Source organism: Lysobacter enzymogenes, assembly GCF_017355525.1.
GTDB classification, from domain to species: domain Bacteria; phylum Pseudomonadota; class Gammaproteobacteria; order Xanthomonadales; family Xanthomonadaceae; genus Lysobacter; species Lysobacter enzymogenes_C.
The window spans coordinates 4741012-4763323 of sequence record NZ_CP067395.1 but is presented as its reverse complement, the minus strand read 5'-3'; the positions used below and the strand labels follow the sequence as shown (position 1 = coordinate 4763323).

The 22312-nt window shown below is 68.0% G+C and carries 21 protein-coding genes; 10 read left to right on the top strand and 11 right to left on the bottom strand.

Features of this window, described 5'->3' with window-relative positions; all coding sequences use genetic code 11:
- The first annotated feature begins 3 nt into the window (after positions 1-3).
- The 5 genes from JHW38_RS20130 (at position 4) to JHW38_RS20110 (ending at position 7501) form a co-directional block, all read left to right on the top strand.
- Positions 4-1230 carry an ABC transporter permease gene (locus tag JHW38_RS20130; RefSeq protein ID WP_207523091.1) on the top strand — a complete coding sequence of 409 codons (1227 nt, stop codon included), beginning with the start codon at positions 4-6 and terminating at the stop codon, positions 1228-1230.
- A 325-nt stretch (positions 1231-1555) separates the two neighbouring features.
- A complete protein-coding gene (locus JHW38_RS20125; protein WP_207526441.1) occupies positions 1556-3388 on the top strand; it encodes a DUF885 domain-containing protein in 1833 nt (610 codons plus the stop codon).
- Positions 3389-3648: 260 nt separating this feature from the next.
- Positions 3649-5022, top strand: a complete 1374-nt coding sequence (locus JHW38_RS20120; protein WP_207523090.1) for a sigma-54-dependent transcriptional regulator — start codon at positions 3649-3651, stop codon at positions 5020-5022.
- Between the two features lie 10 nt (positions 5023-5032).
- Complete coding sequence (locus JHW38_RS20115; protein ID WP_207523089.1) at positions 5033-6337, top strand: sensor histidine kinase; 1305 nt, start codon at positions 5033-5035, stop codon at positions 6335-6337.
- A 372-nt stretch (positions 6338-6709) separates the two neighbouring features.
- Positions 6710-7501 carry a glycosyl hydrolase family 18 protein gene (locus tag JHW38_RS20110; RefSeq protein WP_207523088.1) on the top strand — a complete coding sequence of 264 codons (792 nt, stop codon included), beginning with the start codon at positions 6710-6712 and terminating at the stop codon, positions 7499-7501.
- Between the two features lie 124 nt (positions 7502-7625).
- Here the strand turns inward: JHW38_RS20110 and glmU are convergent, their stop codons facing one another.
- Positions 7626-8996, bottom strand: a complete 1371-nt coding sequence (glmU, locus tag JHW38_RS20105; RefSeq protein ID WP_207523087.1) for a bifunctional UDP-N-acetylglucosamine diphosphorylase/glucosamine-1-phosphate N-acetyltransferase GlmU — start codon at positions 8994-8996, stop codon at positions 7626-7628.
- A gap of 102 nt (positions 8997-9098) precedes the next feature.
- On the opposite strand from glmU, the gene JHW38_RS20100 reads away from it, so the two are divergent.
- Together JHW38_RS20100 and JHW38_RS20095 are read left to right on the top strand one after the other, a co-directional pair.
- Complete coding sequence (locus JHW38_RS20100; RefSeq protein ID WP_207523086.1) at positions 9099-10700, top strand: hypothetical protein; 1602 nt, start codon at positions 9099-9101, stop codon at positions 10698-10700.
- On the top strand, positions 10697-11620 hold the full coding sequence (locus JHW38_RS20095; protein ID WP_207523085.1) for an ADP-ribosylglycohydrolase family protein: 924 nt from the start codon (positions 10697-10699) through the stop codon (positions 11618-11620). Before JHW38_RS20100 ends, JHW38_RS20095 begins: the two co-directional genes overlap by 4 nt.
- A gap of 16 nt (positions 11621-11636) precedes the next feature.
- Here JHW38_RS20095 and JHW38_RS20090 read toward each other — a convergent pair whose 3' ends face one another.
- Positions 11637-12557, bottom strand: coding sequence for a glycosyltransferase (locus tag JHW38_RS20090; RefSeq protein ID WP_242691001.1), 921 nt, complete (start codon positions 12555-12557; stop codon positions 11637-11639).
- 134 nt (positions 12558-12691) lie between these two features.
- On the opposite strand from JHW38_RS20090, the gene JHW38_RS20085 reads away from it, so the two are divergent.
- Positions 12692-13075 (top strand): GtrA family protein, encoded by a 384-nt coding sequence (locus JHW38_RS20085; protein WP_207523084.1) that lies wholly within the window; start codon positions 12692-12694, stop codon positions 13073-13075.
- A 97-nt stretch (positions 13076-13172) separates the two neighbouring features.
- Here JHW38_RS20085 and JHW38_RS20080 read toward each other — a convergent pair whose 3' ends face one another.
- The 9 genes from JHW38_RS20080 to JHW38_RS20040 form a co-directional block, all read right to left on the bottom strand.
- Positions 13173-13598 carry a F0F1 ATP synthase subunit epsilon gene (locus JHW38_RS20080; protein WP_074873519.1) on the bottom strand — a complete coding sequence of 142 codons (426 nt, stop codon included), beginning with the start codon at positions 13596-13598 and terminating at the stop codon, positions 13173-13175.
- 150 nt (positions 13599-13748) lie between these two features.
- Positions 13749-15185, bottom strand: a complete 1437-nt coding sequence (gene atpD / locus JHW38_RS20075) for a F0F1 ATP synthase subunit beta (RefSeq protein WP_207523083.1) — start codon at positions 15183-15185, stop codon at positions 13749-13751.
- Between the two features lie 69 nt (positions 15186-15254).
- The gene (atpG, locus tag JHW38_RS20070) at positions 15255-16118 is read right to left on the bottom strand and encodes a F0F1 ATP synthase subunit gamma (protein ID WP_207523082.1); all 864 of its coding nucleotides are present in this window, start codon (positions 16116-16118) and stop codon (positions 15255-15257) included.
- 139 nt (positions 16119-16257) lie between these two features.
- Positions 16258-17808, bottom strand: a complete 1551-nt coding sequence (gene atpA / locus JHW38_RS20065) for a F0F1 ATP synthase subunit alpha (RefSeq protein ID WP_207523081.1) — start codon at positions 17806-17808, stop codon at positions 16258-16260.
- A 136-nt stretch (positions 17809-17944) separates the two neighbouring features.
- Positions 17945-18472 carry a F0F1 ATP synthase subunit delta gene (locus tag JHW38_RS20060; protein WP_207523080.1) on the bottom strand — a complete coding sequence of 176 codons (528 nt, stop codon included), beginning with the start codon at positions 18470-18472 and terminating at the stop codon, positions 17945-17947.
- A 17-nt stretch (positions 18473-18489) separates the two neighbouring features.
- Positions 18490-18960, bottom strand: coding sequence for a F0F1 ATP synthase subunit B (locus JHW38_RS20055; RefSeq protein ID WP_207523079.1), 471 nt, complete (start codon positions 18958-18960; stop codon positions 18490-18492).
- A 78-nt stretch (positions 18961-19038) separates the two neighbouring features.
- Positions 19039-19341, bottom strand: a complete 303-nt coding sequence (atpE, locus tag JHW38_RS20050; RefSeq protein ID WP_207523078.1) for a F0F1 ATP synthase subunit C — start codon at positions 19339-19341, stop codon at positions 19039-19041.
- 78 nt (positions 19342-19419) lie between these two features.
- Positions 19420-20250, bottom strand: a complete 831-nt coding sequence (gene atpB, locus JHW38_RS20045; RefSeq protein WP_207523077.1) for a F0F1 ATP synthase subunit A — start codon at positions 20248-20250, stop codon at positions 19420-19422.
- 9 nt (positions 20251-20259) lie between these two features.
- Entirely contained in the window at positions 20260-20628 is a 369-nt protein-coding gene (locus tag JHW38_RS20040) for a hypothetical protein (RefSeq protein WP_242691000.1), read from the bottom strand.
- A gap of 322 nt (positions 20629-20950) precedes the next feature.
- Here JHW38_RS20040 and JHW38_RS20035 point away from each other — a divergent pair, with 322 nt between their 5' ends.
- Both JHW38_RS20035 and JHW38_RS20030 read left to right on the top strand, forming a co-directional pair.
- A complete protein-coding gene (locus JHW38_RS20035) occupies positions 20951-21169 on the top strand; it encodes a DUF2061 domain-containing protein (protein ID WP_207523076.1) in 219 nt (72 codons plus the stop codon).
- Between the two features lie 293 nt (positions 21170-21462).
- A complete protein-coding gene (locus JHW38_RS20030; protein WP_207523075.1) occupies positions 21463-22269 on the top strand; it encodes a hypothetical protein in 807 nt (268 codons plus the stop codon).
- Positions 22270-22312: the final 43 nt, after the last annotated feature.

The following is a 22312-nucleotide window of genomic DNA, read 5'->3' as shown; positions in this document are numbered from 1 at the left end:
ACCATGGACATCCGTCCGATCCTGACCACCTTGCGCCGCCACAAGACCGCCGCCGCATTGATCGTGTTCGAAGTCGCGCTGACCTGCGCGATCATCTGCAACGCGCTGTTCCTGATCCAGAACCGGGTCGCGCGCCTGCAACGGCCCAGCGGCATGGTCGAAAACGAACTGGTGGCGCTGCGCATCAGCGACATCAGCACCAACAAGGACGCCGATGCGCTGACCCGCAGCGACCTGGCCGCGCTGCGTGCGCTGCCGGGCGTGCGCTCGGCCACGATCTCCAACCAGGTGCGCTACGGCGATTCGGCGTGGAATTCCGGCGTCGGCCCGAAGCCGAACCAGCAGTTGGAAACCGCCAGCGTCGGCGTCAACTACGGCGAGACCCAGTTGCTGGAAAGCCTGGGCCTGAAGCTGATCGCCGGGCGCAACTTCCGCGAGGACGAAATCGTGCCGCTGTCGGAGCGGCTCAAGCCCGGCGCGGCGCCGGTCCCGGTGGCGATCATCAGCAAGGCCCTGGCCGACAAGCTGTTCCCGGGCCAGGATCCGCTCGGCCGTCCGTTCTATACCGGCGACAGCGATGGCCGGCGGGTGATCGGCGTGGTCGAGCACCTGTTGCGGCCGAACGAGTTCAACGGCCCGGCCTCGGCGGATTATTCGGTGATCTACCCGACCCGCGCCGACTACAACAACGGCATCTACCTGCTGCGGGTCACCGATCCGGCGCGGCGCGACGAAGTGCTGAAGGCCGCCGGCGAGACGCTGTCCAAGCTCGGTCCGCAGCGCATCCTGAGCAAGGACAACAAGACCGTCGAAGCGATGGCCGAGGAGTTCAACCGCACCGACCGCGCGATGGTGTGGCTGCTCGGCGCGGTGTGCATCGCGTTGCTGATCGTCACCGCGCTCGGCATCGTCGGCCTGGCCAGCTTCTGGGTGCAGCAGCGCACCAAGCAGATCGGCGTGCGCCGCGCGCTCGGCGCCACCCGCGGGCAGATCCTGCGCTATTTCCAGACCGAGAACTTCCTGCTGACCGCGATCGGCATCGTCCTGGGCATGGTCATGGCGTTCGCGATCAACCTGTTGCTGATGAAGTACTACGAGTTGCCGCGGCTGCCGGCGTTGTACCTGCCGCTGGGCGCGCTGAGCCTGTGGCTGCTCGGGCAGGTGGCGGTGTACGGCCCGGCCCGGCGCGCGGCGATGGTGCCGCCGGCGCTGGCCACGCGCGCGGCATAAGCGCGCAGCGCGCGATATAAGCACGCAGCGCTCAGCGCGCGACATAAGCACGCAGCGCGCGGCACGGACGCACAATGCAACCGCAACCGCGTTCGCCGTATCAGGGGTTACGACCCGCCGGCGAACGCGGCTGACCCGAGTCATCCGCCCAGCCTTGCATTCGTCAGCGGTGTCGCACGCGGGCTTGCGGCATGCTCGCGACGATCCGCATCCCACGTTGCCACCGCTCCGTCCGGCGCCCGCGCCGGACGGCCCGGGACGCCGCGCCCGGCGCGCGCCCCGCCTCACCGCCACGGAGTCGTCCATGAAGAAATCGAGCTTCCCCCTGCGCACCCTGCGTCCGGCGCTGCGCGTCGCCCTGCTCGCGGCCGCGCTGGCCGCGACGCCGGCGCTGCCCGCGCTCGCCGCCGCGGCGCCCGCCGCGCCGCAAGCGCCGTCGGCCGACGTCGCCAAGCGCGTCGCCGCGTTCAACGCCCAGCTCGACCAGCAATGGGAGGAGTTGATGCGGCTGCTGCCCGAGCAGGCCAGCTTCTTCGGCGACTATCGCTACAACGACGCTTGGTCGGACTACTCGCTGGCCGGCGCCGAGCGCATGCGCAAGGCCCAGCAGGCCATGCTGACGCGGTTCGAGGCGGTCGACACCCGCGGTTTTCCCGAAGCCGACCGGCTCAACCAGCGGCTGATGGTGCAGTGGCTCAAGACCTCGCTGCGCGGCTACGAACTCAAGACCCAGGAGATGCCGCTGGACCAGTTCGTCGGCGTGCACCTCAACCTCACCGCCCTGGTCAGCGCGTTCCCGTTCAACGACACGCGCCAGTACGACGACTACCTCAAGCGCCTGCACAGCCTGCCCAAGCTGCTCGATCAGGTCGAAGGCGTCGCCCGCCAGGGCATGAAGGACGGGCTGATGCAGCCGTCCTATCTGTTGGAGAAGGTCGCCTCGCAGTGCGACAACCTCGCCGCCGCAGCCGGCGCGGACAACGTCTTCGCCGCCTCGCTGAAGAAATTCCCCGATTCGGTGCCGGCCGCCGAACGCGAGCGCCTGCGCCGCGAGATCGTCGCCGCGGTCGACGGCGAAGTGCGCCCGGCGCTGCGCAAGCTCGCCGACTTCGTGCGCAAGGACTACGCGCCGCACGGCCGCAAGGAATACGGCGTGTGGTCGCTGCCGAACGGCGAGGCGCTGTACCGTTACGCGATCGAGCAGTACACCACCACGACCGAGTCGCCGGAGCGGATCCACCAGCTCGGCCTCAGCGAAGTGGCGCGGATCGAAAAGGCGCAAAGCGAGATCGCCCAGCGCCTGGGCTATGCCAGCCTGAAGGCGATGCGCGACGCGGTCGCCGCCGATCCCAAGCGCCACGCCAGCTCGCGCGAGCAACTGCTCGAGGAATACCGCAAGTACCTTGCGCAGATGGAAACCAAGCTGCCGCAGTTGTTCGGCACCCTGCCCAAGGCCAAGGTGCAGGTGCAGGCGGTGGAAACCTGGCGCGAGAAGGAAGCCTCGGCGGCGCAGTACATGGCCGGCACGCCCGACGGCAAGCGCCCGGGCCTGATTACGGTCAACACCGGCGAGCCGGAAAAGCGCCTGCTGACCACGGTCGAAGCGGTGGCCTACCACGAAGGCGTGCCCGGCCATCACTTGCAGATGACCATCGCCCGCGAACTGCCGGCGCTGCCGAAGTTCCGCACCCTGCTCGGCCAGCTCGCCTTCATCGAGGGCTGGGGCCTGTACTCGGAAGAACTCGGCAAGGAAGTGGGGTTCTATCAGGATCCGTACAGCGATTTCGGCCGGCTCTCGCAGGAACTGATCCGCGCCAACCGCCTGGTCCTGGACACCGGCGTGCACTACAAGCGCTGGAGCCGCGATCAGATGGTGCAGTGGATGCGCGACCACTCCGACATGGAGGAGCCCAACATCCAGGCCGAAGCCGACCGCTACATCGCCTGGCCGGGCCAGGCCCTGGCCTACAAGGTCGGCCAGCTCAAGATCCGCGAGCTGCGCGCGCGGGCGCAGGACCAGCTCGGCGCCAAGTTCGACGTGCGCGCCTTCCACGACCGCGTGCTCGGCGGCGGCGCGTTGCCGCTGAGCGAGCTGGAAGCGCGGGTCGACGAGTGGATCGCCTCGGTCGCGGCCGGCGGCGGCGCAGCGGCGAAGTGAACCGGCGCGGCGCGCGTTCCGCCGAGCGCGCGCCGCTTCCGACCGAAGCGACGCGACCCCGCCGTCGCCCCCGACGCCACACCCCGCCCGCCGTCGTTCCGGCAAAAGCCGGACCCCGCCTCGACCTTCGCCCTCCCCGCCCGGCCGCGCCGCCCCCGACTCCCGCCCTACGCCCGCCGCAACCCGCGCTGGCATACTCGGCACCTGGAAACCGCGAACCGTCCCGCGCTTTCCGCATCTCCCCCCGCTGCCGGCCTTCCATGCGCACCGTTCTGGTCATCGACGACAACCCCGCGGTCGCCACCGCGCTCGATCTGCTGTTCGGCCTGCGCGAGATCCGCGTGCTGACCGCGCAGTCTCCCGAGCAGGGCCTGGAGACGCTGTCGCGCGAAGACGTGGGCCTGGTGCTGCAGGACATGAACTTCACCGCCGACACCACCTCGGGCCAGGAAGGCGTGGCGCTGTTCCGCGCGATCCGCGCGCGCCACCCCGACCTGCCGATCATCCTGCTGACCGCCTGGACCCACCTGGACACCGCGGTCGACCTGGCCAAGTCCGGCGCCGCCGATTACCTGGCCAAGCCCTGGGACGACCAGAAGCTGCTCGCCAGCGTGGAGAACCTGCTCGAACTCGGCGACAGCGCGCGCGAGGTCAACCGCCTGCACGAGCAGCGCCGGCGCGCGCGCCGCGAGCTCGACGCGCGCTACGACCTGCGCGGGCTGGTGTTCGCGTCCGAACCGATGACCCGGGTGGTGGAGCTGGCCTGCCACGTCGCCCGCGCCGACGTGCCGGTGCTGATCGTCGGCCCGAACGGCGCCGGCAAGGAAAAGATCGCCGAAATCGTCCAGGCCAACTCCGCGGTCGCGGCCGGCCCGTTCGTGACCTTGAACTGCGGCGCGTTGCCGACCGAGCTGATCGAAGCCGAACTGTTCGGCGCCGATGCGGGCGCCTACACCGGCGCCAACAAGATGCGCGAAGGCAAGTTCGAAGCCGCCGACGGCGGCACCTTGTTCCTCGACGAAATCGGCAACCTGCCGCCGGCCGGGCAGATGAAGCTGCTGCGGGTGCTGGAAACCGGGCGCTTCGAACGGCTGGGCTCGAACCGCGAGCGTCAGGTCAAGGTGCGGGTCATCAGCGCGACCAACGCCGATCTGTCGGCGATGATCCGCGACGGGCGCTTCCGCGAAGACTTGTACTACCGCCTCAACACCATCCAGATCCAGCTGCCGCCGCTGGGCGAGCGCCGCGACGACGTGCTGCCGCTGGCGCGCCATTTCCTCGCCGACAGCGCGCTCGGCGCCGGCAAGCGCCTGGGCGAGGACGCCGAGCGCGCGTTGCTCGCGCACGCCTGGCCCGGCAACGTGCGCGAACTGCGCAACACCTTGCAGCGCGCCGCGCTGCTGGCGCGCGGCGACACCATCGCCGCGGCCGACCTCGGCCTGCCGGCGCCGCCCGCGGCGGCGGCCGCGGCCGCGGCGGCCGCGCCATCCGGCGGCGACGAGCCCGACCGCGCCGCGATCGAAGCGGCGATCGAGCGCGCCGGCGGCGTGCTGGCGCAGGCCGCCAGCGAACTGGGACTGTCGCGACAGGCGCTGTACCGGCGCCTGGACCGGCTCGGCATCAAACGCGACTGAGGACGCGAGCATGCGCCGCCTGCCCTTGAGTCTGACCTTCGGCGCGGTCGCCCTGGCCTACCTGGCCGCGGGCGCGGCCGCGACCTTGTGGCTCGCGGACTATCTGCGCCCGCGCTGGCTGGCGCTGCCGATCGTGGTCGCGGCGCTGGCGCCGTTGCTGCTGTATCACGTGTCGCGCCTGTTCGCGCCGATGAACTCGCTGTTCCGCGCGCTCGCCGGTTCGGTGGCGAGCTATCGCGACGGCGATTACTCCTTCAGCTTCAACTGGAACGGCAAGGGCGACCTCGGCGAACTGGTCGCCAGCCACAACAAGCTCGGAGACACCCTGCGCGAGCAGCGCCTGAACCTGGTCCAGCGCGAACTGCTGCTCGACACGATGGTGCAGAACACGCCGGTGGCGATGCTGCTGGTGGATCCGGCGCGGCACGTGGTGCTCGGCAATCTGGCCGCGCGCAAGCTGCTCGGCGAAGGCCGGCGCCTGGAAGGCCAGGATTTCGCCGAGATCATGCAGCTCGCGCCGACGCCGATGCGCGAAGCCTTCGAACGCGGCGGCGACGGCATGTTCAGCGTCGGCGACGTCGAGAACGAGGAGATCTACCACCTCTCGCGGCGCATCTTCCGCCTCAACGGCCGCGCCCACGAACTGGTGCTGCTGCGCCAGCTCACCGCCGAGCTGCGCCGGCAGGAAGTGCAGACCTGGAAGAAAGTCATCCGGGTCATCAGCCACGAGCTCAACAACTCGCTGGCGCCGATCGCATCGCTCGCCCACTCCGGCGCCGAACTGCTGCGCCGCGGCCAGCACGAACGCCTGCCGATCGCGCTGAACACCATCGAGGAACGCGCGCGCCACCTGGAAGGCTTCATCCGCGACTACGCGCGCTTCGCCAAGCTGCCGGCGCCGCGCCTGCAGCCGGTGGAGTGGTCGCGCTTCATCCAGCAGTTGCGCAGCCAGGTCGAGTTCGCCTACGACGGCGTGGCCGCCGACGCGATCGGCCGGGTCGACGCGGCGCAGCTGGAGCAGAGCCTCATCAACCTGCTCAAGAACGCGCACGAGTCCGGTTCGCCGCCCGAGGAAGTGCGCCTGCAACTGCGGCGCGCGCCCGACGCCTGGCGCATCGACGTGCTCGACCGCGGCACCGGCATGAACGACGCGGTGCTGGCCAACGCGCTGCTGCCGTTCTATTCGACCAAGCGCAACGGCACCGGCCTGGGCCTGGCGCTGGCGCGCGAGATCGCCGAAGCGCACGGCGGGCGCATCGCCCTGCTGAACCGCGAAGACGGCGGCCTGTGCGTGTCGATGGTGCTGCCCGACTAAGCCGGCGCGCGCGCGGCCCGCGGACTTCGCCGCCGCGTACGCGATAACTCCGCCCACGTCACACTCGCGCGATTCGCGAACGGGCGCATGTTCTTCGCGCGCCGCTTGACCCACGCTTGCGCGGCGAACCGCATCGCACCGCACCGCGCACCAAACCCTCGCGAGGACCGTAGGGTGTATCGCCTCCGAGTTCGTTTCTAGCCAGGACGCGCGCGATCGACCGCGTTCGCATCCGTCAAATCGAACGTGCCGTCGCAGAATTTTCCAATCAATGCGAGAGGAGATCCGCCAATGCTTCGCCAACCTACGCTTCTGGCTTTCGGTCTAATGGCTTTTCTTGCGAGTTTCGGCGCATGCGCAGCGCGCAACGTCGTGTTCCTGAACAACCCTTCGCCGCAGGACGTGAAGGACATCGGCCATTACGTGGTCGCCAGCAGCGGCAAGCCGTTCTTCTCCGACCTGGTGCTGTTCGCCGCCAACATCAACGGCAGCACGCCGAACACGCCGGTGCTGTACTACAACGCGGAGATGACCGCGATCCTGAAGAACAACATCGACGCGGTCCGGCAGTTGCAGAACAAGGGCATCAAGGTCCAGATCTCGTACCTGGGCAACCACCAGAACGCGGGCTGGTCGTGCAACATGACGTCCGCGACCGCGACCAAGCTCGCCAATGCGATGGTCGCCGACGTGGTCAAGTACGGTCTCGACGGCATCAGCGTCGACGACGAGTATTCCACCTGTTCGGGCAGCGCCAGCTCGTTCTACGCGGTGCTCAAGGCGATCCGCGCCAACACCTATTTCACCGGCAAGACCCTGAGCAAGGCGCTGTGGTCGGACTCGGCCTACTTCAAGGCACCATACAACGCTGCCAACCAGCTGACCGAAGGCTATGAAATGACCTACGGCGGCAGCGTCAGCTACCTGACCCCGTACGTCGGCTACGGCATGGCCAAGAGCAATCTGTTCCTCGGCATCTCGCCGGAATTCAGCTCGGCCTCGCAGGCCGGAACGATCGCCAAGAACGTCGCCAACGGCGGCTACCAGGGCGTGATGATCTGGGCGCCGAACGCCTTCCTCAACACCACCACGGCCGCGCAGTACTACACCCAGATCGTCAAGTCGCAGATCGGCACGACCGAGTCGGTGCAATACGCGCCGTGATCGCGCGCTGATCGCGTTCGACGCGGCGGCCGCATTCGCGGTCGCGCGCCTGCGATGCGCAAGGCGCTGCGTGCGCGAATCCGGGAAGCCCGACGGCTTCCCGGATTCGTGAGCGGACGCCGGCTTACTGCGGCTTCTTCTTCACCGGCCGCTTCCAGCCTTCCACCGTCGACTGGCGCGAGCGCGCCACGGTCAGCTCGCCGGCCGGCGCCGGCCGGGTGATGACCGAACCGGCCGCGATGGTCGCGTCCTTGCCGATCGTGACCGGCGCCACCAGCGACGAGTTCGAACCGATGAAGGCGCCGTCCTCGATGATGGTGACCGACTTGTTGACGCCGTCGTAGTTGCAGGTGATGGTGCCCGCGCCGACGTTGACCGCCGCGCCGATCACCGCGTCGCCGAGGTAGGCCAGGTGATTGGCCTTGCTGCCCACGCCCAGGTGCGCGTTCTTGGTTTCGACGAAGTTGCCCACGTGCGCGCCGTCGGCGAGCACGGTGCCGGGCCGCAACCGCGAGTACGGGCCGATCTGCGCGGCGCCCTCGACCGTCACGCCGTCGAGATCGCAATGCGCGCGCACTTCGGTGCCCGCGCCCAGGCGCACGTCCTTGAGCCGGCAGAACGGGCCGATGCGCACGCCGTCGCCGAGCTCAACCGTGCCTTCCAGGATCACGTCGACGTCGATCTCGACATCGCGCCCCACCGTCACCGCGCCGCGCTGGTCGTAGCGCGCGGGATCGGCCAGGCGCGCGCCCTGCACGCACAGCGCGCGCGCGGCGCGGCGCTGGAACGCGCGCTCGAGCTGGGCCAGCTGCCAGGGATCGTTGGCGCCCTCGACCTCGATCGGGTCGTCCACGTGCACCATCTCGGCCGGGTTGTACTCGGCCGCGGCCGAGGCGAACACATCGGTGAGGTAGTACTCGCCCTGGGCGTTGTCGTTGCCGAGCCGGTCGAGCCAGCGCCGCAGCGGCTCGCCGTCGGCGACCAGGATGCCGGTGTTGACGGTGCGGATCTCGCGCTGGTCCTCGTCGGCGTCCTTGTGCTCGACGATGCGGCCGACCCGGCCTTCGGGATCGCGCACGATGCGGCCGTAGCCGGTGGGGTCGTCGAGATCGGCGACGAGCACCGCCAGCCGCCCGGGCGCGTCGAGCAGGCGCTGCAAGGTGTCGGCCGCGATCAGCGGCACGTCGCCGTACAGGATCAGCACCCGCGCATCCTGCGGCACCCCCGGCATCGCCTGCTGCACGGCATGGCCGGTGCCCAGGCGTTGTTCCTGCTCGGCCCAGCGCAGGTCGTCCTGGCCGGCGAAGGCCGCGCGGACCTGCTCGCCGCCATGGCCGTAGACCAGATGGATGCCGGCCGGGCGCAGCGCGCGCGCGGTCTCGATCACGTGGGCCAGCATCGGCCGCCCGGCGATCTTCTGCAGGACCTTGGCGGTCGCCGACTTCATCCGCTTGCCCTCGCCGGCGGCGAGAATCACGATGTGCAACTGGTTCATCGACTCATGAGCCATGTACGAAACCTTCCTGACCTGTTCGGTGCTTGACGTGGGCCCCCCGTCGGACCGGAATCTTAGCAACTGCCCGTGCAAGGACCCTGCATGACCGCTGAGCGCGCTCCCTGGCGTACCGCCGCCCTGGTATCGCTATTCTTCATCGCCGTGGCGGTGATCGCACTGCGCCAGGACGCGAACTGGGACCTGCGCAACTATCACCTGTACACGCCGCTGGCGTGGCTGGACGGACGGCTGACCCAGGACATCGCCCCGGCCCAGCTGCAGACCTGGCACAACCCCACCGTCGACCTCCCGTTCGCGCTGATGGTGCGCGCCGGCGTCGGCGGCCTGCCGATTACCCTGTGGCTGGCCATTCCGAGCCTGCTGGCGCTGTATTTCGCCCTGCGCCTGCTCGATACGCTGATGCCGGCCCAGCGCAGCCGCGCGCGCACCTGGATCGCCGGCTTCGTGATCATGACCGGCGCGGCCATGTACCCGGGCACGGCGGCGATCTTCAACGACCACATCGTCGGCATGTTCGTGCTCGGCGCGCTGCTGTGGTGGGCGCAGTCGCAGGGCCGGCGCGGGCCGTTCGCGACCTGGCTGCCGGTCGGCCTGCTGGCCGGCGCCGCGGCCGGGTTCAAGCTGACCGGGGTGACCTATTGCCTGGGCTTCATCGCCGCGGCCCTGGTCGCCGGGCCCGTGCGCCAGCTGCCGGCGCGCATCGCCGCGCTGGCGCTCGGCGGCGGCGTCGCGGTCGCGGTGTGCTGGGGGCCGTGGGGCTGGTATGTGTGGAAGCTGCACGCCAACCCGCTGTTCCCGTATTTCAACCAGTGGTTCCTGTCGCCGGATTCGATCGCCGACTCGTGGCGCGACGCGCGCTACGTGCCGCGCAGCCTGATCGACGTTTTCGACCCGCCGCTGCGCCTGTTGCGCCGCAGCCGCGACTATTCCGAGCCGCTGCTGGCCGATCCGCGCCTGCTGCTGGGCCTGTGCGCGCTGGCGGCGTGGGCGTGGCTGCTGCGGCCGGGGGCGCGCGCGCAGGCCGCGGACAGCGGCGCGGCCGCTTCGGGCGATCGGGCTCTCGCCAACGCAGTCGCGCTGCGCTGGCCGATGCTGGTGTTCGTGCTCGCCAGCTACTTCGCCTGGGCCGCGGTCTACGGCATCTACCGTTACCTGCTGCCGCTGGAAGTGATCTGCTCGCTGTTGATCCTCGGCGTGGTGTCGATGCTGTTCGCGCACAAGCGCCCGGTGCTGGCGATGCTGGCCGCGATGGTGCTGGTGGTGGTGCCGACCAAGCACCCGAACTGGGGCCGCGACCCGTACCGCACGCCGATGATCGCGGTGAAGTTCCCGCCGCTGCCGTCCGGCAGCGTGGTGCTGACCAGCACCGAGCACCCGGTCGCCTACGCGGTGGCGTTCCTGCCGCGCGACGTGCCGGCGATGGCGGTGCGCAACAACTTCATGGACCCGATGCGCTGCACTCGCCTGCAGCAACGGGTCGAACGCACCGTCGCGCATCCGCCCGGCCCGCTGTGGCTGCTGCGCCCGGCGACGCCCGACGAACCCGCCAACGGCCGCATCGCGCTGTACGGGCTCAGCGTCTCCGGCGCGTGCCGCTTGCTCGACAACAACATGGGCGACCTCGAGCTGTGTCCGCTGGCGCGCGCGCCGTTCGCGCCGATTTGCGACAAGCCCTCGCCATGAGCCGCAACTTCGCGCTGCAGCGCGCCCGCGAAGCGCTGGACGGCCTGTCGGTCGGCGACGCGTTCGGCCAGTGCTTCTTCCAACCGGCCGAACGCTCCGATCCGTGGCTGTCGCAGCGACTCGCGCCGCCGGGCCCGTGGCCTTACACCGACGACACTCAGATGTCGCTGTCGGTGCTGCAAGCGCTCGCCGCCGACGCCGGCATCGAGTGCGATGCGCTGGCGCGGTCGCTGGCCCGACACTACGACTACGACCGTGCCTACGGACCGTCGATGCACCGGGTCCTCGCCCGCATCGCCGCGGGCGAGCACTGGCGCGAAGTCGCCGGCTCGTCCTTCGGCGGCGCCGGTTCCTACGGCAATGGCGCCGCGATGCGCGCCGCGCCGGTCGGCGCTTACTTCTGCGACGATCTCGATGCCGCCATCGAACAGGCGACCCGCTCGGCCAAGGTCACCCATCTGCATCCGGAAGGAATCGCCGGCGCGGTCGCCGTGACTCTGGCCGCGGCCCATGCTTGCCGCTTCCGCGCGGCCGGTGTGCGGCCGTCGCACGCCCGGTTCCTCGCCGCGACGATCGAATCCCTGCCGGCCAGCGAAGTGCGCTCGAAGCTGGTGCGCGCGCAGGCGCTGGAACGGACGTCTTCGCTCGACCATGTCGTCGCGCTGCTCGGCAACGGCACGCTGATCTCGGCCCAGGACACCGTGCCCTACGCGCTGTGGTGTTGCGCGCAAGCGCTGGAGGATTACCCGGCCGCGCTGTGGCTGGCGGTCGCCGCCGGCGGCGACCGCGACACGCTCGGCGCGATCGTCGGCGGCGTGGTCGCCTGCTTCGTCGGCGCGCAGGGCATTCCGGCGCAATGGCTGGAACGCCGCGAAGCGCTGCCGGCGTGGCCGTTCGAAACCGACGAAGCGGCGAGCTGAACCGCGCGCCTGAGCGCTAGTCGCCGCGATGCACGACCTGATCGGTGATCAAGCGCAGGATTTCGTTCGAACGCCGGTTGACCGTGTCCAGGATCAGGCCGGTCGCGAGCAGGATGAACGCGGTCAGCGCCAACGCCGCCGCCAGCACCGCGGTCGAGGGATGGGTGACGGCGCCGGTGCCGCCGAATTCGTGGATCACCACCGCGCCGAAACCGAGGCTGGCCAGACCGGCCAGCAGCGCGGCGGTGCCGAAGAACAGCAGCGGGCGCAGGTCCTTGTACAGGAAGCCGATCGTGCGCAGCACGCGGAAACCGTCGCGGAAGGTGTTGAGCTTGGACTCGCTGCCCTCCGGGCGCACGCCGTAAGGCACGGTGCGCTCGGTCAGCACGAAGGCGTTGGCCATCGCGAACACGGTCATTTCGGTCTCGATCTCGAAACCGCGCGACAGCACCGGCATGGACTTGACGAAGCGGCGCGAGAACGCGCGATAGCCCGACAGCACGTCGCGCACCGGCTGGCCGAACAAGCGGCCGATGCTCCAGCGCACCAGCTTGTTGCCGAAACCATGAAAACGGCGGAACGAGCCGCTGTCGTGCTGCTCCAGGCGGGTGCCGACGACCATGTCGGCATGGCCTTCGATCACGTCCTCGAGCAGCGCGCGCGCGTGTTCGGCCGGATAGGTGTCGTCGCCGTCGACCATCAGGTACACGTCGGCCTCGACCTCGCGGAACATCGCACGCACCACGTTGCCCTTGCCCTTGGCCGGCACCCGCCGCACCCGCGCGCCGGCTTCGCGCGCCAGCTCGGCGGTGCCGTCGGTGCTGGCGTTGTCGAACACCCAGATCTCGGCCTCGGGCAGGGCGCGACGGAAGTCGGCGACGACCTTGGCCACCGTGTGTGCTTCGTTGTAGCAGGGAATCAATACGGCGCTGCGCAAAATAGCGCTCCGATGCTGTCCGGAATGGCGCGATGGTACAGCCTCCGCACGGCCTCGTCTGGCTAGAATGCGCGCATGCCCGCCACCGCCCCGCCCGCCGTTCCGCCCGCCTCGCGCCGCCGCCGGGAGCGCGTATGAGCCTGACCCGGCAGGGCCGCAATTTCCTGATCGTCGGCGGCATCCAGTACGTCGTCGACTGGGGCGTGATGGTCGGCCTGAGCCACCTGGGCATGCCGGTCGAAGCGGCCAACCTGGCCGGCCGGGTCAGCGGCGCGCTGCTCGGCTTCTGGCTCAACGGGCGCTTCACCTTCGGCGACGCCGAGTCGACCCTGGGCCGGCGCCAGTTCGCGCGCTTCCTGACCATGTGGATCGCCACCACCGTGCTCAGCACGGCCGCGATCAGCGCGGTCAACGCGCATGCCGGGCTGCAATGGACATGGCTGGCCAAGCCGGTGATCGAGCTGGCGCTGGCGGTGTTGAGCTTCACCGCCTCGCGCTATTGGATCTATCGGCGCTGAGCCGCGGCTTCGGCGGCGCGCGCCGGCCCCTCCTGCCCCAGCAACGAAAAACGCCGGCGCGAGGCCGGCGTTTTCGCATCGCGGCGCGGACGCCGGATCAGTGCTTCATGTTCTTGCGCAGACGCTCCAGCGCCTGCAGCTGGGCCATCGCTTCGGCCAGCTTGGCCTGGGCTTCGGCGATGTCCATCTGCGGGCCGCGGTTGGCCAGCGCGCGCTCGGCTTCTTCCTTGGCCGCGCGCACCGCGGCTTCGTCGATGTCCTGGGCGCGGATCGCGGTGTCGGCCAGCACGGTCACGACCTGCGGCTGCACTTCGAGAATGCCGCCGGAGACCGCGAAGTCGAGCTGTTCGCCGCTGGGCAGGGTCACCACGACCTTGCCCGGCTTGAGCCGGGTGATCAGCGGCGCATGGCGCGGCGCGATGCCGAGTTCGCCGATCTCGCCGGTAGCGACCAGCAGCGTCGCTTCGCCGTGGAAGATCTCTTCTTCGGCGCTGACGATGTCGCAACGGAAGGTGGAGGCCATGTCGTTCTCGTTCGGGTTAGTGAAGCGGGGAAGGAAAAGCGGGGCTTGGAAGCGGGATTGGGGAACTGTTGCTACGTAGGAGCGGGATCGACCGGAACCGAAAGACTCCAGTTCCCCAACCCCCAATCCCTAGTCCCGCTTCTGCTCCACTCAGCCCACGCCCATCTTCTTGGCCTTCTCGGCCGCTTCTTCGATGCCGCCGACCATGTAGAACGCCTGCTCCGGCAGGTGGTCGTAATCGCCGTCGCAGATGCCCTTGAAGCCGCGGATGGTGTCCTTCAGCGACACGTACTTGCCCGGCGCGCCGGTGAACACTTCGGCGACGTGGAACGGCTGCGAGAAGAAGCGCTCGATCTTGCGCGCGCGGGCCACGGCGGTCTTGTCTTCTTCCGACAGCTCGTCCATGCCCAGGATCGCGATGATGTCCTTGAGCTCCTTGTACTTCTGCAAGGTGGCCTGGACGCGGCGCGCGGTGTCGTAGTGCTCGGCGCCGACCACGTTCGGGTCGAGCTGGCGCGAGGTCGAGTCGAGCGGATCGACCGCCGGGTAGATGCCCAGCGCGGCGATGTTGCGGCTCAACACGACGGTGGCGTCGAGGTGGGCGAAGGTGGTCGCCGGCGACGGATCGGTCAGGTCGTCCGCGGGCACGTACACGGCCTGGATCGAGGTGATCGAACCGGTCTTGGTCGAGGTGATGCGCTCCTGCAGCACGCCCATTTCCTCGGCCAGGGTCGGCTGGTAGCCCACCGCCGACGGCATGCGGCCCAGCAGCGCCGACACTTCGGTGCCGGCCAGGGTGTAGCGGTAGATGTTGTCGACGAAGAACAGCACGTCGCGGCCCTTGCCGTTGGCGTCCTTCTCGTCGCGGAAGTACTCGGCCATGGTCAGGCCGGTCAGCGCCACGCGCAGACGGTTGCCCGGCGGCTCGTTCATCTGGCCGTACACCATCGCCACCTTCGACTTCGACAGGTCGTCCTGCACGATGACGTTGGCGTCGGACATCTCGTGGTAGAAGTCGTTGCCCTCGCGGGTACGCTCGCCCACGCCGGCGAACACCGACAAGCCTGCGTGCTCGGTCGCGATGTTGTTGATCAGCTCGAGCATGTTCACGGTCTTGCCGACGCCGGCGCCGCCGAACAGGCCGACCTTGCCGCCCTTCGCGAACGGGCACATCAGGTCGATGACCTTGATGCCGGTTTCCAGCAGCTCGTTGCCCGAGGACTGGTCGGCGTAATCGGGGGCGGCGCGGTGGATTTCCCAATGCACGTCGCTCTCGACCGGACCGCGCTCGTCGATCGGCTCGCCGAGCACGTTCATGATGCGGCCCAGGGTCGCGGTGCCGACCGGCACGGCCACGGCGCGGCCGGTGTTGGTCGCGATCAGGTTGCGCTTGAGGCCGTCGGTGGAGCCCAGCGCGATCGCGCGGACGATGCCGTCGCCGAGCTGCTGCTGCACTTCGAGGGTGATGGCGGTGTTCTCGACCTTCAACGCGTCGTACACGCGCGGCACGGCGTCGCGCGAAAACTCGATGTCGACGACCGCGCCGATGATCTGAACGATCTTGCCCTGGCTGCCCTGGCTGCTCATCTTGGATTCCTCAGTAACTTTCAAATGCTGCGGGTGGTCGCAGGCCTTCGGCCGCGCCCACCGGATGGGTTAGACCGCGGCGGCGCCGCCGACGATTTCGGAGATTTCCTGGGTGATCGCCGCCTGACGGGCCTTGTTGTAGACCAGGTTCAGGGTGCCGATCAGCTTGGTCGCGTTGTCGCTCGCCGACTTCATCGCGACCATGCGCGCGGCATGCTCGGACGCCACGTTCTCCAGCACCGCCTGGTACACCAGCGACTCGATGTAGCGGGTCAGCACGTGATCGAGCACGGTCTGCGCATCGGGTTCGTAGATGTAGTCCCAGTCGTGCTTGGCGACCTGGGTTTCCGGCGCCGGCAGCGGCAGCAGCTGATCGAACGCCGCGCGCTGGGTCATGGTGTTGACGAAGTCGTTGTAGCAGACGAACACGCGGTCGACCGAGCCGGCGCTGTACGCGTCGAGCACGACCTTGATCACGCCGATCAGCTGCTCCACATGCGGCTGGTCGCCCAGGTGGGTGACCGAGGCGAGCATGTTGACCTTGATCCGGCGGAAGAACACTGAGGCCTTCTGGCCGATGGTGACCACGTCGACCTCGACGCCCTGCTCCTGCCACTTGCGGAACTCGCCGAGCAGCTTGCGGAACAGGTTGTTGTTGAGGCCGCCGGCCAGACCGCGGTCGGACGACACGATCACGTAGCCGACGCGCTTAACGTCCTTGCGCTCGACCATGTACGGATGCTGGTAGTCGGAATTGGCCTGGGCCAGATGTCCGATCACCTGCTTGATCACGCGCGCGTACGGGCGCGAGGTCTTCATCCGATCCTGCGCCTTGCGGATCTTGGAAGCCGAGACCATTTCCAGCGCGCGGGTCACCTTGCGGGTGTTCTGCACGCTCTTGATCTTGGTTTTGATTTCGCGTCCGCCTGCCATCTCTCGCTCGCTTTGTTCGCTTTAGGGGGTTAGGGGTTGAGAAGCGGGGTTGGGGAACTGGGGATTCGCGGGGGACCCGAAGGTCGCGTCGACCCCGCAGTTCCCCAACCCCGATTCCCTAATCCCGCTCTTGCAGCCCTTACCAGGTCCCGGTCTGCTTGAACTCTTCGATGCCCTTCTTGAAGGCGCCTTCGATCTCGTCGTCCCAGCCGCCGGTCGAATTGATCTTCTCGACCAGGGCGCCCTGGGTGTTGACGAAATGTCCGTGCAGCGCGTCTTCGAAGGCGCCGATCTTGGCCACCGGCACGTCGTCCATGTAGCCCTTGTCCACCGCGTAGATCGACAGCGCCTGCAGCGCGATCGACATCGGCGCGTACTGCTTCTGCTTCATCAGCTCGGTCACGCGCTGGCCGCGCTCGAGCTGCTTGCGGGTGGCTTCGTCGAGGTCCGAGGCGAACTGGGCGAACGCCGCCAGCTCGCGGTACTGGGCCAGGGCGATGCGGATGCCGCCGGACAGCTTCTTGATGATCTTGGTCTGGGCCGAGCCGCCGACGCGCGACACCGAGATGCCGGCGTTGACCGCCGGACGGATGCCGGCGTTGAACAGGTCGGTTTCCAGGAAGATCTGGCCGTCGGTGATCGAGATCACGTTGGTCGGAACGAACGCGGACACGTCGCCGGCCTGGGTTTCGATGATCGGCAGCGCGGTCAGCGAACCGGTCTTGCCCTTCACTTCGCCGTTGGTGAACTTCTCGACGTAGTCGGCGTTCACGCGCGCGGCGCGCTCGAGCAGGCGGCTGTGCAGGTAGAACACGTCGCCCGGGTAGGCTTCGCGGCCCGGCGGACGGCGCAGCAGCAGCGAGATCTGGCGGTAGGCCACGGCCTGCTTGGACAGGTCGTCGTACACGATCAGCGCGTCTTCGCCGCGGTCGAGGAAGAACTCGCCCATGGTGCAGCCCGAGTAGGCGCTGATGTACTGCATCGCGGCCGATTCGGACGCGGTCGCGGCGACCACGATGGTGTGGGCCAGCGCGCCGTTCTCCTCCAGCTTGCGCACCACGTTGGCGATCGAGGAGGCCTTCTGGCCGATCGCGACGTAGATGCACTTAATGCCGGTGCCCTTCTGGTTGATGATGGCGTCGATCGCCATCGCGGTCTTGCCGGTCTGGCGGTCGCCGATGATCAGCTCGCGCTGGCCGCGGCCGATCGGGATCATCGAGTCGACCGACTTGTAGCCGGTCTGCACCGGCTGGTCGACCGACTTGCGCCACAGCACGCCCGGGGCGACGCGCTCCACCGGAGCGGTCATGGTCGCGCCGATCGGGCCCTTGCCGTCGATCGGCTCGCCCAGCGCGTTGACCACGCGGCCCAGCAGCTCGCGGCCGATCGGCACTTCCAGGATGCGGGCGGTGGTCTTGGCCACGTCGCCTTCGCGCAGGTGCTCGTAATCGCCCAGGACCACGGCGCCGACCGAGTCGCGCTCCAGGTTCAGCGCCAGGGCGAAGGTGTTGTTCGGCAGTTCGATCATTTCGCCCTGCATCACGTCGGCCAGGCCGTGGATGCGCACGATGCCGTCGGACACCGAGGTGACGGTGCCTTCGTTGCGCGCTTCGGCGGCCAGCTTGACCTTCTCGATGCGGGTCTTGATCAGTTCGCTGATTTCGGACGGGTTGAGCTGGGTGCTTGCCATTGTCGTTTCCTTGGTCCTGCATCGCGACGTAGCGACGCGCGGGTGCTTTCTTTTAACGGGATGGGTGATTCGGGATTCGGAATTCGCTTCAAGCCTGGGCTTGCGAATCCTTAATCCCGAATGCCGAATCCCGGCTTCAACCGGTCAGCGCCGTCTGCAGGCGCGCCAGCTTGCCCTTGAGCGAGCCGTCGATAACCACTTCGCCGGCGTCGATCACCGCGCCGCCGATCAGCGACTCGTCGACCGAGGTTTCGATTTCGACCTGGCGGCCGAAGCGCTTGACCAGCGCGGCCTTGATCGACTCGAGTTCGGCCGCCGGCAGATCGCTGGCGGAGGTGACCTTGGCCTTGACCACGCGGTCGGCGTCGGCGCGCAGTTCCTCGAACAGGCCGGCGATTTCCGGCAGCAGGGCGAGGCGACGGTTGTCCGCGAGCACGGTCAGGAACCGCTGCACGGACTCGTCCGCGCCGTCGATCGCGACCAGCGCGACCGCATCGGCGCCGGTCAGGCGCGGGTGGCCGAGCAGCGACTGCGCCTGCGGATCGGCGGCGACGCGCGCCGAGAAGGCGAGCGCTTGCGACCATTCGGCGGCGCGGCCGGCTTCGCGCGCCAGCGCAAACGCGGCGCGGGCGTACGGACGGGCGAGGGTGAGGTTCTGGCTCATCGCGTGGGGCGTTCCGGTCAGATTTCCGCGGCCAGCTCGTCGAGCAGCGCCTTGTGGGCGTTGGCGTCGATTTCGCGCTTGAGCAGCTTCTCGGCGCCGGTCACGGCCAGCGCGGACACCTGCTTGCGCAGATCCTCGCGGGCGCGGTCGGCAGCGGCGGCGATTTCGGCATCGGCCAGCGCCTTCAGGCGCGTGGCTTCCACCATCGCGTCGGTCTTGGCCTGGTCGACGATCTGATTGGCGCGCGAATGCGCCTGCTCGACCACTTCGTTGGCCTTGACGCGGGCTTCGCGCACGATCTCATCGGCCTGCGCGCGCGCCTGCTGGATGAGCACCTCAGCGCCTTCGGCATTCGCCAGGCCCTGGGCAATCTTTTGTTGCCGTTCTTCGATCGCCTTGTTCAGGGGCGGCCAAATGAACTTCATCGTGAACCAGATGAGGATCGCGAACGTGATCATCTGGCCGAAGAAGGTCATGTTGATATTCATGACAGCTCCGATGGGACGCTGCGGGCGCTGACGCCCGGGAGAGCCGCCCGCTCGCGCGGACGGCTCGTTTCGAGCAACTTAGTGCGCGGCGGCAGCGGCCGGCGCGGCAGCGGCGGCGGCGTTCACGGCGCCCAGCAGCGGGTTGCCGAACGCGAACAGCAAGCCGACGGCCAGCGCGATGATGAACGCGGCGTCGATCAGACCGGCCAGCAGGAACATACGGCCCTGCAGCATCGGCACCAGTTCCGGCTGACGGGCGGCCGACTCAAGGAACTTCGAGCCCATCAGCGCGATGCCGAGGCAAGCGCCGATCGCGCCGAGGCCGACCATGATGCCGATCGCGATAGCGGTCAGGCCCTGCACATTGGCGATGAATTCCATGGGTTTTCTCCTACTGAAACGTTGGTTTGGCTAAAGGAAAGGGTGAAACGCGCAAAGAACTTAAAGGTGGAACTCGGGTCAATGACTCTCGTACGCGCCGGCGATGTAGACGACGGTGAGGATCATGAAGATGAAGGCCTGCAACAACACGATCAGGATGTGGAACAGCGCCCAGGCGGCGTTGAAGATCACGCCCGGCACGAACATCAGCAGACCGCCGCCGAGCAGGCCGGCGATGAGCATGAACACCAGCTCGCCGCCGTACATGTTGCCGAACAGTCGCATCGCCAGGCTGACCGGCTTGACCAGGTACTCGATGACGTTGAGGCCCAGGTTGGCCGGAGCGAGCGCGATCTTGGCGCCGGTGCCGTGAGCGTGGAACGGCGAGGTCAGCAGTTCTTTGCCGAAGCCCAGGCCGCCCTTGGCCTTGACCGAGTGATAGAGGATCAGGAAGAACACGGTGGTCGACAGCGCCAGCGTCGTGTTCAGGTCCGCGGTGGGAACCCAGCGGAAGTAGGTGTGGTGCGCGACTTCGGCGCCGGCGGTGGTCTTGACCACCCAGCCCGGCAGGTCGAGCGGCAGCAGGTCCATGCCGTTCATCAGCACGACCCAGACGAAGATCGTCAGCGCCAGCGGCGTCAGCGAGCTGCGGTCGCCGTGGAAGCTGTCCTTCACCTGGCCGTCGATGAACTCCAGGATCAGTTCGACGAAGGCCTGGCCCTTCGACGGCACGCCGGAGGTGGCCTTGCGCGCGAAGAAGCCGAACCAGGTAATGAAGATCAAGCCCAGGATCAGAGAAACGACCCAGGTATCGATGTGAAAAGCGCCACTGCCCAGCGAGATGGTGTTCTGCTGGAGGTGGTGCTGGATGTATTCGTTCAGGCCGCCCGAACCGGTCTGTTCACTCACGAAAGACACCTATCGTTTCAAAAGATTGGCCAGTACGAACGCCAGCGTCGCCGCCGACAGACCCACCAGCATTGGAAGGGGAGGCAAGCGCCACACGGCCATTCCCAGGCCGAGCACCGCCAATACCGCCACCCACTTGAATATGACTCCGAGCAGCAACCGCCCGATCGCCGACCCGGCCGGTTGCACGCCGCCCCCCAACGCCATCCTGGAGGCCGCGAGATTGCCGGCCACCACCGCGCCACCGCCGACCGCAGCCGCCAACGCGGATGAGGCGCCGAGGGAGAGGAAGGCCAGCGCGACCAGCGCCGTCGCGCCGGCTTGCCAAGCAATCGCGCGCGACGCCAGCCGGCGGCCTGCGGACAATGGATCGTGCACGCGGGTCTCGTCGGTCTGGGGTTGGCGCAAAGCGCCCGGTAGAGCCGCAAAAGTATAGAACGAGGGCGACTTTGCGGCAACCGGCGGCAGTCACGGCCTTGCCATAGGCGAGGTGTTGCGCGGCGGCGGCGGCGGAAGTCTGCGCGTTCACGGCGCCGACTATGCGGCCAAGCGCTACTGCGTTGAATTACCTGGGAGGTAAGCCCGGGCGATCCGACGCCGGTCATGATAGACCGAAACTATGAAAACGGTCGCATCGTTCGATTTGCATTTGGCCCGCAAAGGCGTATGTTGAGAATCATTCTCATTTGAGGCCCACCTCATGGAAAAGACCCTCAGCTTCGCCGGCGTCCACTTCACCGTCGCCTTCCTGGTCGGCTATCTGATGACCGGCAGCGTGTGGGTCGGCGGCGCGCTGGCCCTGGTCGAGCCGGCCTGCAACACGGTGGCGTTCCATCTGCACGAGAAGGTGTGGAAGCGCATCGAACGCCGCCGCGCCGCGGCCGCGGCGAGCCGCGACGACGTCCATCTGGCGACTTGATCGAATTCTTTGACGAACTGCGGAACCTTTGCGCAGCACACCGGTCAGTATCTGCGAACGCCCGCCGCCACTCTCTCCTCGTCAATGGCAAAGCAGCGGCGGGCACCCCGAAGCCCCGGCACGACCCGCCGGGGCTTCGCCTTTTGAGCGACCGCCATCACACTTCGCCACTTACGGCTTTGCCTGATCGGTCATCGCGGTTTTTTTCACGATCACTCCACCTGAACGACGGCATTCATGCACGCACCAGTACATGAACGTGCTGCATTTCCCCCTGCATACGGAGTGATCTTGTGACGAACAGAATTTCGCTGTTGACGCTGGCGTTGGTCGCCGCCAGCGCCGCGTACGCCCTGCCCGCGCACGCCGAGGACGACCGCTTCACCATCCGCCTGGGCGCCATGTCGGTCGACACCAGCGGCACCTTCAGCGCCGGCACCACGTTCCGCGGCAATCCCTACGAGTTCAGCCAGGACTACGATTTCGGCAGCAAGGAAACCGTGCCGCGCCTGGAAGGCCTGTTCAAGTTCGGCGACCGTCATCGCCTGCTGTTCAACTATTGGGGCTACGACAAGAGCAAGACCGCGCGCCTGTCGCAGGACGTGTCGTTCGACGACACCACCATTCCCGCCGGCAGCTTCGCCCGCGCCAAGACCAAGTTCGAACTGGCCAGCGCGATGTACGACTACGCGGTGGTGGAAACCGACACGGTCAGCTGGGGCCTGCAGATCGGCGTGGAGTACGCCAAGATCGAAGGCAAGCTGCGCGCGCAGGCCGGCACCGCCGAATACAGCAACGGCCGCAGCGAAGACGGTTATGCGCCGGTCGTCGGCAGCCGCCTGACCCTGTCGCCGAACGAGCATTGGCGCTTCGTCGTGCAGGGCCAGTACCTGGACGCCGACTGGGGCGATTTCGGCGACTACAAGGGCGACATCAGCCGCGCCAACGCGCTGGCCGAGTACCGCTTCACCGAGAACGTCGGCGTGTTCGTCGGCTACGACTGGTTCAAGATCGACGCCAAGCGCAGCCGCAACAACGTCGACGTCGGCCTGGACCAGCGCTTCAAGGGGCCGATGGCCGGCGTGACCTTCTCGTTCTGACCGAACGCGCTCCAGGCGCCCGCGCCTGGAGCGGCCGGAAAGC